14 protein-coding genes are annotated in these 14,333 nt (G+C 37.0%); 13 read left to right on the top strand and 1 reads right to left on the bottom strand.

The window, feature by feature from the left end; all coding sequences use genetic code 11:
* The first annotated feature begins 27 nt into the window (after nt 1–27).
* The 13 genes from secA to IGK54_RS07515 all read left to right on the top strand — a co-directional run bounded on the left by secA (nt 28) and on the right by IGK54_RS07515 (nt 13,220).
* On the top strand, nt 28–2,565 hold the full coding sequence (secA, locus tag IGK54_RS07575; protein ID WP_010817353.1) for a preprotein translocase subunit SecA: 2,538 nt from the start codon (nt 28–30) through the stop codon (nt 2,563–2,565).
* Nucleotides 2,566–2,641: 76 nt separating this feature from the next.
* A protein-coding gene (gene prfB, locus IGK54_RS07570; protein WP_111997025.1) for a peptide chain release factor 2 occupies nt 2,642–3,743 on the top strand; the annotation gives its coding sequence in 2 pieces (ribosomal slippage) (nt 2,642–2,713 and nt 2,715–3,743; 1,101 coding nt in all).
* A 105-nt stretch (nt 3,744–3,848) separates the two neighbouring features.
* Nucleotides 3,849–4,535 (top strand): cell division ATP-binding protein FtsE, encoded by a 687-nt coding sequence (ftsE, locus tag IGK54_RS07565; protein WP_002361935.1) that lies wholly within the window; start codon nt 3,849–3,851, stop codon nt 4,533–4,535.
* On the top strand, nt 4,528–5,412 hold the full coding sequence (gene ftsX / locus IGK54_RS07560; RefSeq protein WP_002360154.1) for a permease-like cell division protein FtsX: 885 nt from the start codon (nt 4,528–4,530) through the stop codon (nt 5,410–5,412). The genes ftsE and ftsX overlap by 8 nt, the downstream gene beginning before the upstream one ends.
* Nucleotides 5,413–5,587: 175 nt before the next feature.
* Nucleotides 5,588–6,442 (top strand): phosphate ABC transporter substrate-binding protein PstS, encoded by an 855-nt coding sequence (locus IGK54_RS07555; protein WP_002357298.1) that lies wholly within the window; start codon nt 5,588–5,590, stop codon nt 6,440–6,442.
* Between the two features lie 122 nt (nt 6,443–6,564).
* The gene (gene pstC / locus IGK54_RS07550; protein WP_002357299.1) at nt 6,565–7,485 is read left to right on the top strand and encodes a phosphate ABC transporter permease subunit PstC; all 921 of its coding nucleotides are present in this window, start codon (nt 6,565–6,567) and stop codon (nt 7,483–7,485) included.
* Nucleotides 7,485–8,369: a phosphate ABC transporter permease PstA gene (pstA, locus tag IGK54_RS07545; RefSeq protein WP_002357300.1), complete on the top strand. Its 885-nt coding sequence runs from the start codon at nt 7,485–7,487 to the stop codon at nt 8,367–8,369. Before pstC ends, pstA begins: the two co-directional genes overlap by 1 nt.
* 16 nt (nt 8,370–8,385) lie before the next feature.
* Entirely contained in the window at nt 8,386–9,195 is an 810-nt protein-coding gene (gene pstB / locus IGK54_RS07540; RefSeq protein ID WP_002357302.1) for a phosphate ABC transporter ATP-binding protein PstB, read from the top strand.
* A gap of 10 nt (nt 9,196–9,205) precedes the next feature.
* Entirely contained in the window at nt 9,206–9,964 is a 759-nt protein-coding gene (pstB, locus tag IGK54_RS07535) for a phosphate ABC transporter ATP-binding protein PstB (RefSeq protein WP_002357303.1), read from the top strand.
* Nucleotides 9,965–9,978: 14 nt separating this feature from the next.
* On the top strand, nt 9,979–10,656 hold the full coding sequence (phoU, locus tag IGK54_RS07530; protein WP_002357304.1) for a phosphate signaling complex protein PhoU: 678 nt from the start codon (nt 9,979–9,981) through the stop codon (nt 10,654–10,656).
* Between the two features lie 208 nt (nt 10,657–10,864).
* A complete protein-coding gene (gene liaX / locus IGK54_RS07525) occupies nt 10,865–12,466 on the top strand; it encodes a daptomycin-sensing surface protein LiaX (RefSeq protein WP_002357305.1) in 1,602 nt (533 codons plus the stop codon).
* Nucleotides 12,467–12,540: 74 nt separating this feature from the next.
* Entirely contained in the window at nt 12,541–12,864 is a 324-nt protein-coding gene (locus IGK54_RS07520) for a PspC domain-containing protein (protein ID WP_002357306.1), read from the top strand.
* The gene (locus IGK54_RS07515; protein ID WP_002357307.1) at nt 12,864–13,220 is read left to right on the top strand and encodes a phage holin family protein; all 357 of its coding nucleotides are present in this window, start codon (nt 12,864–12,866) and stop codon (nt 13,218–13,220) included. The genes IGK54_RS07520 and IGK54_RS07515 overlap by 1 nt, the downstream gene beginning before the upstream one ends.
* A 35-nt stretch (nt 13,221–13,255) precedes the next feature.
* Here IGK54_RS07515 and IGK54_RS07510 read toward each other — a convergent pair whose 3' ends face one another.
* Complete coding sequence (locus tag IGK54_RS07510; RefSeq protein WP_002365747.1) at nt 13,256–14,218, bottom strand: GIY-YIG nuclease family protein; 963 nt, start codon at nt 14,216–14,218, stop codon at nt 13,256–13,258.
* Nucleotides 14,219–14,333: the final 115 nt, after the last annotated feature.

The following is a 14,333-nucleotide window of genomic DNA, read 5'->3' as shown; positions in this document are numbered from 1 at the left end:
AGGTAATTGAAAGGAACACAGATACCAATGGCAAATTTTTTGAAAAAAATGATTGAAAACGATAAAAAAGAATTAAGACGATTAGAAAAAATCGCCGATAAAATTGATGCACATGCAAGTGCAATGGAACAACTAAGCGATGAACAATTACGTGAAAAAACAGATGAATTTAAAGCCCGTTATCAAAAAGGGGAAACCTTAGACGAACTATTACCAGAAGCGTTTGCGGTTGTCCGTGAAGCTGCTAAACGTGTACTAGGTTTATTCCCATACCGTGTCCAATTAATGGGTGGGATTGTGCTTCATGACGGGAACATTCCTGAAATGAGAACAGGTGAAGGGAAAACCTTGACTGCCACAATGCCTGTATACTTGAATGCACTATCTGGCGAAGGAGTACACGTTGTTACAGTTAATGAATACTTAGCAACCCGTGACTCTAACGAAATGGGAGAATTATATAATTTCTTAGGCTTAAGCGTTGGCTTAAACATTAACTCTAAATCTTCTGATGAAAAACGTGAAGCGTATAACTGTGATATCACTTATAGTACAAATAACGAATTAGGATTTGACTATTTGCGTGATAACATGGTTGTTTATCGCAGCCAAATGGTTCAACGTCCATTAAACTATGCAATTGTCGATGAAGTGGATTCAATCTTAATTGATGAAGCAAGAACCCCATTAATTATTTCTGGACAAGCTGAAAAATCGACAGCACTCTATACGCGTGCCGATAATTTTGTCAAACGCTTAAAAGAAGATGAAGATTACAAAATTGATATTCAGTCTAAAACAATTGGTTTAACAGAAGCAGGGATTGAAAAAGCTGAACAAACTTTTGGATTGGATAACCTTTACGATATTGAAAATACAGCATTAACGCACCATTTAGATCAAGCGTTACGGGCAAACTATATCATGTTACTAGATATTGATTACGTGGTTCAAGACAATAAAGTCTTAATTGTTGACCAATTTACTGGTCGTATCATGGATGGTCGTCGTTATTCTGATGGCTTGCATCAAGCGATTGAAGCAAAAGAAGGCGTCGAAATTGAAGATGAAACAAAAACAATGGCGACGATTACGTTCCAAAACTACTTCCGGATGTACAAAAAACTAGCCGGGATGACTGGTACTGCTAAAACAGAAGAAGAAGAATTCCGTGAAATTTACAATATTCAAGTCATTCAAATTCCAACCAATCGTCCAATTATCCGTGACGATCGTCCAGATTTACTTTATCCAACCTTAGAAAGTAAATTTAATGCAGTGGTGGAAGATATTAAAGAACGTTACCACAAAGGACAACCAGTGTTGGTGGGGACTGTTGCGGTAGAAACGTCAGAATTACTTTCTGATAAATTAAACGCAGCTAAAATTCCTCATGAAGTATTAAATGCGAAAAATCACTTTAAAGAAGCCGAAATCATTATGAACGCCGGTCAAAAAGGCGCAGTTACAATTGCAACAAATATGGCTGGTCGTGGAACGGATATTAAACTTGGTTTAGGTGTACTTGAACTAGGTGGTCTAGCGGTTATCGGGACAGAACGTCATGAGTCGCGTCGTATTGATAATCAGTTGCGTGGACGTGCAGGACGTCAAGGGGATCCAGGGGTTTCACAATTTTATTTATCTTTAGAAGATGACTTAATGAAACGCTTTGGTTCAGAACGAATTAAAACATTCTTAGAACGAATGAATGTGCAAGAAGAAGATGCAGTTATTCAAAGTAAAATGTTTACTCGCCAAGTAGAATCTGCTCAAAAACGTGTGGAAGGAAATAACTATGACACACGTAAAAATGTCTTACAATACGATGACGTGATGCGCGAGCAACGTGAAGTTATTTATGCGCAACGACAAGAAGTAATTATGGAAGAAAATGACTTGTCTGATGTATTGATGGGCATGGTAAAACGGACGATTGGCCGAGTGGTGGATAGCCATACACAATTAGAAAAAGAAGAATGGAATTTAGATGGGATTGTCGATTTTGCAGCCTCAACACTTGTCCATGAAGATACGATTTCTAAAAAAGATTTAGAAAATAAATCAGCTGAAGAAATCAAAGACTACTTAGTGGCACGTGCGCAAGAAGTATTTGAAGAAAAATCTCAACAATTGAATGGTCAAGAACAATTGCTAGAATTCGAAAAAGTAGTCATCTTGCGTGTCGTCGATACTAAATGGACAGATCACATTGATGCAATGGATCAATTACGCCAATCTGTCGGCTTACGTGCGTACGGTCAAAACAACCCATTAGTAGAATATCAAACAGAAGGTTATTCTATGTATAACAATATGGTGGGTTCAATCGAATATGAAGTAACACGTTTATTCATGAAATCGGAAATTCGCCAAAATGTCCAACGTGAGCAAGTAGCTCAAGGACAAGCGGAACATCCAGAAACAGAACAAGATGCAGCTGCACAAAGCAACACAAGTGCGAAGCGTCAACCTGTGCGTGTAGATAAAAAAGTGGGCCGTAATGATTTATGCCCATGCGGAAGTGGCAAAAAATTCAAAAATTGTCATGGGAAAAACGCTTAATTAAAGAAAAAACGCAGGGTGGGGCAATTTGTCCCGCCTTTGCTCTTTTTACCATAAAGAGAAAGAAGGAATCATTTTGGAAAACCCAGAAATTCGTACATTATTAGACGAAATGACACAAAAAATTACTAGCTTCAGGAGGTCTCTTTGACTTAGACCAGTTAGAAGAAGACATTGCCGAGGCGGAAAATCGGATGGGAGAACCTGGTTTTTGGGACAACACAGAAACGGCTCAAAAGCTAATTAACGAAACCAATAGTTTGAAAGAAAAATATCAACAATTTCATCAGCTCTCTGAGGAACTTGACGAATTAACGGTGATGTTTGAATTACAACAAGAAGAATATGATGCAGAGATTCAAGAAGAATTGGAAGAAAGAATTCATCTCTTGCAAGAACGTTTAACAACTTATGAGCTATCCTTACTACTAAATGAGCCATATGATCATAATAACGCCCTAATTGAATTACACCCTGGTGCCGGTGGTACTGAATCACAAGATTGGGGAAGTATGCTTTTACGAATGTACACACGTTGGGCAGAAAGTCATGGTTTCCAAGTTGAAACGTTGGATTACCAAGCTGGAGATGAAGCAGGGATTAAAAGTGTCACCTTATTAATCAAAGGTTACAATGCTTATGGTTACCTAAAATCAGAAAAAGGTGTCCATCGTCTTGTGCGGATTTCGCCCTTTGATTCCGCTAAACGCCGTCATACTTCGTTTTGTTCAGTTGATGTAATGCCTGAATTAGACGACACAATAGAAATTGCGATCAATCCAGATGACTTAAAAATTGATACCTATCGAGCAAGTGGTGCCGGTGGTCAGCATATTAATAAAACAGAATCAGCTGTTCGAATCACACATATTCCAACAGGCACCGTTGTTGCAAGCCAAGCACAACGTTCTCAATTAAAAAACCGTGAGCAAGCAATGAGTATGTTAAAAGCCAAATTATATCAATTGGAAATGGAAAAGAAAGCCCAAGAAGCAGCAAGTTTACGTGGTGAACAAATGGAAATTGGCTGGGGCTCACAAATCCGTTCTTACGTGTTCCATCCGTATTCAATGGTCAAAGACCATCGGACAAATTACGAAACCGGTAATGTACAAGCTGTGATGGATGGAGACCTTGATGGTTTCATCGATGCCTACTTAAAACAGCGCTTAAGTTAAGCTCTTCATTAAATTGAAATAAAAATGTAACTTAATGCAAGAAGTTTGCAATATTGACATGTTATAATGAGTAGGATTGAAGAAAAAAGAGATGGAGAGAACGCCATGATTGAAATGAAAGATGTAATGAAGAAATATTCGAATGGTACAACAGCGATTCGGAATATTTCAGTAGAGATTGACCAAGGCGAGTTCGTCTATGTGGTTGGTCCCTCAGGTGCAGGGAAATCAACCTTTATTAGATTAATGTATCGTGAAGAAAAAGCAACAAAAGGTAATTTGACAGTTGCAGGTCATGATTTAATGAAAATAAAAAATAAAGAAGTTCCTTATTTACGTCGTGAAATCGGCATCGTTTTCCAAGACTATAAACTATTACCTAAGAAAACTGTGTATGAGAATGTGGCCTATGCGATGCAAGTTATCGGACGACGTCCTCGCGAAATCAAAAAACGCGTGATGGAAGTTTTAGATTTAGTCGGTCTAAAACATAAGGTACGTGTTTTTCCAAGCGAACTTTCTGGTGGGGAACAGCAACGGGTATCCATTGCACGAGCAATCGTAAATACACCGAAAGTTTTAATTGCCGATGAACCAACTGGGAACTTAGATCCAGAGAATTCATGGGAAATCATGAAATTGTTGGACCGGATTAACGCACAAGGAACAACAGTCGTGATGGCAACGCATAATAGTACAATTGTAAATACGATTCGTCACCGTGTTATTGCCATTGAAAATGGTCGCATTATCCGTGACCAAGTGGAAGGAGAATACGGCTACGATGATTAGAACATTCTTTTCTCATTTATTTGAAAGTATCAAAAGTTTAAAACGGAACGGTTGGATGACTGTTGCCTCAGCAAGTGCGGTTACAATTACATTAGTTTTAGTTGGTATTTTTATGGGCGTTATTTTTAATGCAACGAAACTTGCTGATGATGTCGAAAAAAACGTGACAGTGTCAGTTTTTGTCGATATTGGTACAAAACAAAATGAAATGAAAACATTAGAAAAACAACTTAAAGGATTAGACAATGTTGAAGATATTTCTTATTCAAACAAAGATCAACAATTGAAAAAAATCCAAGAACAAATGGGGGATGCCTGGAATCTTTTCGAAGGCGACAGTAACCCATTATACGACGTGTATTATGTCCGTGCAAAAACACCAGAAGACACGAAAGATATTGCGAAACAAGCAGCTAAATTCCCAAGTGTTTTTAAAGCCGATTACGGTGGTGTAAACTCAGACAAAATCTTTAAAATCGCTCAAACCGTTCGAACTTGGGGCTTAGCAGCTGCTGCATTACTTTTATTCGTTGCAGTGTTCTTAATTTCCAACACCATTCGGATTACGATTTTATCTCGTCAAAAAGAAATCCAAATTATGCGTCTTGTAGGAGCGAAAAACAGTTTCATTCGTTGGCCGTTCTTCTTAGAAGGTGCTTGGATTGGGTTGATTGGCGCAATCGTGCCAGTCATTATTATGACGTTAGGCTACCATCAAGTTTATAACATGTTTAACCCGCAGTTATTGCGTTCGAATTATTCATTAATTCGTCCAGAAGATTTTATCTGGAAAGTTAATCTATTAATGATTGCAACAGGAATGATTATTGGATCACTAGGTTCAGTTATTTCAATGCGTCGTTTCTTGAAAATCTAAACGAAAAAAAGCTCTCCATTTTGGAGAGCTTTTTTTGTTTTATTTTTAAAATACTTGTTATTTAATTTAAGAGTTTTCTCAGTTGTACCAACAAATTGATAACTTATAATTTTCAAGTCCTACATATAATGGTAAAATAGAATAGATTGAAATTAATTGGAGGAATAATGAATCGATGAAAAAAAGATTGCTATTATTTATTGGTTTGGCAAGTATACTTACTTTGACAGGATGTGCAAAATGGATTGATCGTGGTGAATCCATCACAGCGGTAGGCTCATCAGCTTTACAACCATTAGTAGAGACAGCGAGTGAGGAATATCAAAGCCAAAATCCGGGAAGATTTATTAATGTCCAAGGTGGCGGAAGCGGAACAGGTCTGAGTCAAGTCCAATCTGGCGCGGTAGACATTGGTAATTCTGATTTATTTGCAGAAGAGAAAAAGGGCATCAAAGCGGAAGACCTAATTGATCATAAAGTTGCTGTCGTTGGGATTACACCAATCGTTAACAAAAATGTCGGTGTCAAAGATATCTCAATGGAAAATTTAAAGAAAATCTTTTTAGGTGAAGTAACAAACTGGAAAGAACTTGGTGGGAAAGACCAAAAAATTGTTATTTTGAACAGAGCGGCCGGTAGTGGTACGCGTGCGACTTTTGAAAAATGGGTCTTGGGAGATAAAACAGCCATTCGTGCGCAAGAACAAGATTCCAGCGGCATGGTTCGTTCCATTGTTTCTGATACACCAGGAGCGATTAGTTATACCGCATTTTCATATGTTACTGATGAAGTAGCTACGTTAAGTATTGATGGTGTTCAGCCAACAGATGAAAATGTAATGAACAATAAATGGATTATTTGGTCTTATGAACACATGTACACCCGTAAAAATCCAAGTGATTTAACCAAAGAGTTTTTAGACTTTATGTTGTCAGATGATATCCAAGAACGTGTAATTGGTCAATTAGGGTATATTCCTGTTTCGAAAATGGAAATTGAACGGGATTGGCAAGGAAATGTCATTAAATAATTCTCTTAACACAAAATTTACAAACTTAACATAAAATTTACATGTTATTAAAAACAAATTGATGTAAAAAAGGTACACTATTTTTATCTGCAAAAGTTGGATTGTTTGAGGAGGAAATATTCTTGGAAGATGTACAGAAAAAATTATTAACAAAATCGAAAAGAGCCAAGATGGAGCAACGAGGGAAATTTATTAGTTTCCTATGTATTGCCTTAATTGTAGCAGTGGTTGTTTCAATTTTCTATTTTGTTGCAAGTAAAGGACTTGCTACATTCTTTAAAGATAAGATTAATGTGTTTGATTTCTTATTTGGAACAAACTGGAACCCAAGTGATATCGGCGCAGACGGTAAACCCATGGTTGGGGCTTTACCAATGATTGCGGGTTCCTTTATTGTAACGTTTTTGTCAGCGATTGTTGCGACGCCATTTGCGATTGGAGCGGCTGTTTTTATGACAGAAATTTCACCTAAAAAAGGAGCGAAATTTTTACAACCAGTTATTGAATTACTTGTAGGGATTCCCTCTGTTGTTTATGGATTTATTGGTTTATCTGTCATTGTTCCTTTTGTCCGTTCAATCTTTGGCGGAACAGGATTCGGTATTTTAGCTGGTACATTTGTACTATTTGTCATGATTTTACCAACGGTCACTACAATGACCGTGGATGCGCTAAAAGCTGTGCCTAGACATTATCGTGAAGCGTCGTTGGCGCTTGGTGCTACGCGTTGGCAAACGATTTATAAAGTTGTCTTGCGGGCAGCTGTGCCTGGTATTTTAACTGCGGTGGTCTTTGGTATGGCTCGTGCGTTTGGTGAAGCCTTAGCAATCCAAATGGTAATCGGAAATGCAGCTGTGATGCCAACTAGTTTGACAACACCAGCTTCGACACTAACAAGTATTTTGACAATGGGGATTGGGAATACGATTATGGGAACAGTTGAAAACAACGTTCTTTGGTCTTTAGCCTTGATTCTATTGTTGATGTCTTTACTATTCAACATTGTTATCCGAATTATCGGTAAGAGAGGAGCCTTAAAATAATGAATGCAAAAAAAGCAGATAAAATCGCAACAGGTATCTTATATGCCGTATCTGGCGTCATTGTTTTAATTTTGGCGGCCTTACTGATTTACATTTTAGCTAGAGGAATTCCACATATTTCGTGGGAATTTTTAACACAACCATCCAGAGCCTATCAAGTTGGTGGTGGGATTGGTATTCAGCTTTTCAACTCACTATATTTACTATTGATTACAATGATTATTAGTATTCCAATTTCATTAGGTGCTGGAATTTACTTATCGGAATATGCGAAAAAGAATTGGTTAACTGATTTAATTCGTACCTCGATTGAAATTTTAAGTTCATTGCCTTCCGTTGTTGTCGGGCTGTTCGGCTTCTTGATTTTCGTTGTACAAATCGGATATGGCTTTTCAATCTTATCAGGTGCGTTAGCATTAACATTTTTTAACTTACCATTATTGACTAGAAATGTTGAGGAATCTTTGAAAGCCATTCATTATACACAGCGTGAAGCGGGGTTAGCCTTAGGTCTTTCACGTTGGGAAACAGTTAAAAAAGTTATTTTGCCAGAAGCATTACCAGGAATTTTGACAGGTGTTATTTTGAGTTCTGGTCGGATTTTCGGTGAAGCCGCTGCGTTAATTTATACAGCAGGACAAAGCGCACCTGCCTTAGATTTCAGTAATTGGAATCCATTGAGCGTTTCAAGTCCAATTAGCATTTTCCGTCAAGCGGAAACGTTGGCTGTGCATATTTGGAAAATTAATACCGAAGGAACGATGCCAGATGGCGCTGCGGTCTCAGCAGGTGCCTCCGCTGTGTTAATTTTAGTAGTTTTACTTTTCAATTTCGGCGCTCGTTTTATCGGCAACCGTCTTTATAAGAGAATGACATCAGCTTAATGTTAGGGGAATTAGCATGAAAGAATACAATTTAAATGATACCCATTTACTTCAACTAGATAGCCAAAAAGACCCGATTGCGTTACACACGGAAGACTTACATGTCTTTTACGGGGACAATGAAGCTATCAAAGGTGTTGATTTACAATTTGAAAAGAACAAAATAACCGCCTTAATTGGACCTTCTGGTTGCGGTAAATCCACGTATTTACGTTCGCTAAATCGTATGAACGATGGCATTGCCAATTCACGTGTTACTGGAAAAATTATGTATAAAGATGTCGATGTCAATACGAAAGAAGTTGACGTCTACGAAATGAGAAAACGCATTGGCATGGTTTTTCAGCGGCCCAATCCATTTAGTAAATCTATCTATGAAAATATCACATTCGCGTTGAAACAGCATGGCGAAAAGGATAAGAAAAAATTAGATGAAATCGTTGAAACAAGTTTGAAGCAAGCCGCACTTTGGGATCAAGTGAAAGATAACTTAAACAAAAGCGCCTTAGCTCTGTCTGGTGGGCAACAACAACGTTTGTGTATCGCTCGGGCAATTGCGATGAAACCAGATATTTTATTGTTAGATGAACCGGCAAGCGCGTTAGATCCGATTTCAACAGGAACGGTTGAAGAAACGTTAGTGAATTTAAAAGATGATTACACTATCATCATTGTGACACATAACATGCAACAAGCGGCGCGGATTAGTGACTATACAGCTTTCTTCTATATGGGCAAAGTCATTGAATACGACCATACAAGAAAAATCTTTACACGACCAAAAATTCAAGCAACGGAAGACTACGTTTCAGGACATTTTGGTTAGGAGGAGCAAGATGGGCAAAGAAATTATTTCATCAAAAGATTTACATTTATATTACGGGAAAAAAGAAGCATTGAAAGGCATTGATTTAACTTTTAATCAAGGAGAATTAACTGCCATGATTGGTCCTTCTGGTTGCGGGAAATCAACGTATTTACGTTGCTTGAATCGTATGAATGATTTAATCCCAGACGTAACAATTACTGGAAGTGTTGTATATAAAGGAAAAGATATTTATGGACCGAAAACAGATAACGTTGAATTACGTAAAGAAATTGGGATGGTTTTCCAACAACCTAATCCATTTCCATTTTCAGTTTATGAAAATGTGATTTATGGCTTGCGCCTAAAAGGAGTCAAAGACAAGCAAGTTTTAGATGAAGCAGTTGAAACCAGTTTGAAAGCAGCTGCCGTTTGGGAGGATGTCAAAGATAAACTTCACAAAAGTGCACTTTCACTTTCTGGTGGACAACAACAGCGGGTTTGTATCGCTCGTGTTTTAGCTGTGGAACCAGATATTATTTTATTAGATGAACCAACTAGCGCCTTGGACCCAGTTTCTAGTGGTAAAATTGAAAACATGCTGTTAACATTAAAAGAGAAATATACCATGATTATGGTGACACATAATATGTCACAAGCATCACGGATTTCTGATAAAACGGCCTTCTTTTTACAAGGTGATTTAATTGAATTTAATGACACGAAAAAAGTATTTTTAAATCCAAAAGAAAAACAAACAGAAGATTACATTTCTGGTAAATTTGGTTAAAAGGGGGAAAAAGAATGTTACGGACACAATTTGAAGAAGAACTATTGAATCTGCACAATCAATTTTATGAAATGGGTATGATGGTTAGTAGTGCCGTCCATAAATCCGTGAAGGCATATATTAATCATGATAAAAAATTAGCTCAAGAAGTGATTGATCGCGATATTGAAATCAATGATATGGAAGTCAAACTTGAGAAAAAGAGTTTTGAAATGATTGCGTTACAACAACCAGTGACAACAGACTTACGTATGATTATCACTGTTATGAAAGCTAGTTCGGATTTAGAAAGAATGGCGGACCATGCCGTTTCAATTGCTAAATCAACGATTCGCTTAAAAGGAGAAACACGTATTCCTGAAATTGAAAAAGAAATTTCAGATATGTCTGATTATGTGAAAAAAATGGTGGATAATGTTTTAATCGCCTATGTTAAAACGGATCAAAAAGATGCACGAATGATTGCACAAATGGATGATCGTACTAATGAATATTTCGATAGTATTTACAAACATGCCGTAGAAGCAATGAAAGCTAATCCAGAAACGGTCATTAGCGGAACTGATTATCTACATGTGGCACAATACTTGGAAAGAATTGGCGACTATGTCACAAATATTTGTGAGTGGATTGTTTACTTGGCAACTGGTAAAATTACCGAATTGAATAGTAATCGTGACGAACAATTTTAAGATAAACAAATAAAAAAACTAGGAGACGGCCTTTTTTAGACCAATTCCTAGTTTTTTTAGCGTAAAATGAGCTGATTTTATAAAACTAGTCCTTACTAATGAGAAGAAATCGTTCTTAAGTCCTATGACAAATGATCAAAAACAAGGCATAATAATGCATGTAAGGAAAACACTATTGAGTGAAAAATTTGCTAAGGAGGCAATATCCATGAAAGAAAGAGAACGCGTATTAGAATTAGTGAAAAAAGGTATTCTAACGTCAGAAGAAGCGTTAATTTTATTAGAAAATATGGCAACTGAAAAAGATGAAAAACAAATCGAAAAAGCTGCTGAAAAAGTTGATACACAAAATATTGGAACAACAAATAAAGAAGATCAAGTCGCAGATTTAATGGATGCATTAGAAAAAGGCGAATCAGAAGGACCTACTGTTGATTCGTTTGAAGAAAATAAACAGGACAGTGCAGAAAAAGATCGTGAAAACTTAGAAAGAATTCTTGATGAGTTAGCAACAAAAGCCAATCGTGCTTCGGCTGAATTGGACGAAGTCAACGCAGAAATTGCCGGCATCAAAGAAGAAATTAAAGAAGTCGCAGAAGAAATTGGAACATTAGATACAAAAGAAGAATTAGATGCATTAACAGAAGATGAACAAGTTCAACGAAAAGACTTGCACGTTTTACTTGCACAATTAGAAGAAAAATTAGCGACTCAAAGTACTGAAAAAACAGCACTGGAAGAAGAACTAAAAAACATTCGCAAAGAACAATGGAAAGGTCAATGGAATGATACAAAAGAAAAAGTTTCTTCTCAATTCTCTGAAGAGTGGAAAGATCAAGCCACAGATACCTTTAACCAAGTCGGCGGCAAAGTTGCCGAAGTTGGCGGCCAAGTGGGAGAATTCTTGAAAAAAACATTTAATTCTTTCAGTGACACCATGAATGATAATGTGGAATGGAAAGACATTAAAATGAAAGTTCCTGGTGTGGCAACAACTAAGTTTGAACATGAATTTAACTATCCAAATCCACAAGCAAGTTTAATTGATGTCAAGGTAGCAAATGGTACCGTGGTTTTCAAAACTTGGGATCAAGAAGATGTGAAAGTCGAGGCAAAAATCAAATTATATGGTAAAATGGCAGGAGATTCACCAATGGAAGCTTTCTTAGAACGAAGTGACATTGATGTGGATGATGAAACGATTTCTTTCCAAGTGCCAAACAAACGGGTGAAAGCAGATTTAACGTTCTATTTACCAAAACGCACTTACGATCATGTATCTGTTAAATTATTAAACGGAAATGTCTTAGTAGAAGAGTTAACAGCGAAAGATGTTTACACAAAATCAACGAATGGGACGATTACGTTTAAAAAAATTGATGCAACTATGTTAGAAATTGAAGGCGTGAATGGTGAAATTAAAGTCCTAGAAGGAACGATTTTAGATAACATTATTGAAACAGTCAATGGTGATGTGTCTATTTCCGCGGCACCAGAAAGTCTAAGTGTCTCTCTGATTAATGGAGATATCCGCATTACAGCTAAAGAAAAAACGCTTCGCCGTGTTGAAGCAAGCTCTGCAAATGGGAATATCAAGTTAGCCTTGCCAAATGACTTAGGCGTTGAAGGGCAAGTGAAAACGAATTTAGGTAGTATTAACAGCCGTTTAACAGATATTGAAGTTGTCCGTGAAAAGAAAGATCGCGGCAATCAACAATTACATTTTAGACGTGTACTGGAAGAATCAATGGCTCAAATTAATGCTTCTACAACAACGGGAAGTATTTTCCTAAAAGATACGGATAAATAATTAATAATTTTAAGCTAGATGGGCTGACGAATCAGCCTTTCTAGTGTAAAATTTAGTAGACGAGGTGAAAACATATGAAAAGAAAACTAACAAAATCTCCGAATAACGTGGTTTTAACAGGAAGCTTAGCTGGGATTGCTGATTGGCTAGGAATTGACCCAACAATTATTCGTGTCGTTTATGTCTTGCTCAGCTTTTTCTCAGCAGGATTTCCAGGCATTCTCTTATACATTGCCTTAGCAGTCTTGATCCCTTCTGGAAGAACAGGAAGCGATCGCGGCTACGGCCATCAAAATCCTTATAATAGAAATGTTCGCAATGAAAATCCTTATGCTGCCAATAAAAAGCAACGTAAAGAAGCGGAAAAAATTGATGATGACGAATGGAGTGACTTTTAATGACATATTTTCAGCGATTGGTTGTTAATACACTGACATTCATTTCTTTATCAGTTGTTTTTCCTGGCATGATTCATGTGAGAGGCATAATGCCTGCAATTATTGCCGCCTTTGTTCTCTCAATCCTAAATATGTTGGTGAAACCAGTCTTAACAATCTTGTCGCTCCCATTTACTTTATTAACGTTTGGTCTATTTAGCTTTGTTGTCAATGCAGCGATTTTACAAATGACCTCGTTTTTTGTGGGGGAAATGAACTTTGGCTTCTCAAGTTTTTGGGCAGCGGTGCTAATGGCTGTAATTATGTCAATTGTCAATACGATCGTTACGGATCACAATTTATCTAAATATGAATAAAAAAAGCCTGAAGAACGTAGCATAAAATGCGTTCTTCAGGCTTTTTCGATGGTTAAATTTTCTAGGTGACATTCTGGATGGCGGCTGATATAGCCATATAAAATGTTTAAAAAATCAACTTGTTGCTTCGAGTAATGCTCAATTGTTTTCGGTGGTTTTTTGGGCATGATTTTTTTTGCTAGTTCAAGCGGTGAATATTTTTGAAACGTTTGTTTAGTTACAACACGTGTTGCTACCACCAAGCCTTGGTAAATTAAATAGTATTTAATTTTTTTCTGACAAGGTAACCACATCAGTTGCCAATCTCGTTGGTTAGCTTGACTAATTCGTTGATTTTGGTTTGCAAAGCGCGTCAAAAAGAGCCAATCTTCTTTGAGTTTTGCCGCTTTTTCGAAGGCTTGTTTTTCAGCAGCTTCTTGCATTTGTTGAGCAATTCGTTTGATTGGTTCTCGTCCTTGATTATGGAAAAAGTCGAACAATTCTTGTTGAAATAGTTCGGTCGGAATGGCACTCTCTTTTTGAAAGGTTTGATGCCAATAGTTGGTTGGGACGAGATCGTAGATACTATCCAAAATTATTTTTAAACGGTTTAATTTTCGGCGAATCGAATAAGGACCAAAACAGTTCTCTTTAGTGGGAATATTTAAGAGTTTAATCTCTAATTGCCGCTCATTAACGGCTACCGATACATAAGAATATTGTTCATAAGCATTCATTTGGCGATTGTAGCGCGGCCGATACTGTTGAATCAGTTGACATTCTAGAAGGAGCGCATCCAATTCTGTGTCAGTATGGAGAACATCGAAGTCTATAATTTGTTTGACTAAACGCATCGTCTTTCGAGAATGTTGATTACTATTAATAAAATAGCTCGACACGCGATTTTTTAATTTTTTGGCTTTACCCACATAAATAATTGTGTCGGTTGCGTCTTTCATTAAATAAACACCCGGTGTTAACGGTAATTGATGGGCTTTTTCCTTTAAATATTCTTTCATAAGTTTCCTCTTTTCTTAAAAGGATCGGCTTCAAGTATACAAAGTTTTCTGAAATAGTCAAGTGACAGAAATAGCATAGGTAATTTCACTGAAAAATAGTTTCATTTTTTTGAAA

It is taken from the genome of Enterococcus sp. DIV2384 (genome assembly GCF_050534975.1).
In the GTDB taxonomy this organism is placed as follows: Bacteria; Bacillota; Bacilli; order Lactobacillales; family Enterococcaceae; genus Enterococcus; species Enterococcus faecalis.
Note: the sequence above shows the minus strand (reverse complement) of the source record. Positions and strands in the feature narration are given on the sequence as shown.

Coding starts and splice junctions, on each gene's coding strand:
- secA (WP_010817353.1), top strand. CDS start 28: ATGGCAAATTTTTTGAAAAAAATGATTGAAAACGATAAAAAAGAATTA.
- ftsE (WP_002361935.1), top strand. CDS start 3,849: ATGATTGAAATGAAAGATGTAATGAAGAAATATTCGAATGGTACAACA.
- ftsX (WP_002360154.1), top strand. CDS start 4,528: ATGATTAGAACATTCTTTTCTCATTTATTTGAAAGTATCAAAAGTTTA.
- IGK54_RS07555 (WP_002357298.1), top strand. CDS start 5,588: ATGAAAAAAAGATTGCTATTATTTATTGGTTTGGCAAGTATACTTACT.
- pstA (WP_002357300.1), top strand. CDS start 7,485: ATGAATGCAAAAAAAGCAGATAAAATCGCAACAGGTATCTTATATGCC.
- pstB (WP_002357302.1), top strand. CDS start 8,386: ATGAAAGAATACAATTTAAATGATACCCATTTACTTCAACTAGATAGC.
- pstB (WP_002357303.1), top strand. CDS start 9,206: ATGGGCAAAGAAATTATTTCATCAAAAGATTTACATTTATATTACGGG.
- phoU (WP_002357304.1), top strand. CDS start 9,979: ATGTTACGGACACAATTTGAAGAAGAACTATTGAATCTGCACAATCAA.
- liaX (WP_002357305.1), top strand. CDS start 10,865: ATGAAAGAAAGAGAACGCGTATTAGAATTAGTGAAAAAAGGTATTCTA.
- IGK54_RS07520 (WP_002357306.1), top strand. CDS start 12,541: ATGAAAAGAAAACTAACAAAATCTCCGAATAACGTGGTTTTAACAGGA.
- IGK54_RS07515 (WP_002357307.1), top strand. CDS start 12,864: ATGACATATTTTCAGCGATTGGTTGTTAATACACTGACATTCATTTCT.
- IGK54_RS07510 (WP_002365747.1), bottom strand. CDS start 14,218: ATGAAAGAATATTTAAAGGAAAAAGCCCATCAATTACCGTTAACACCG.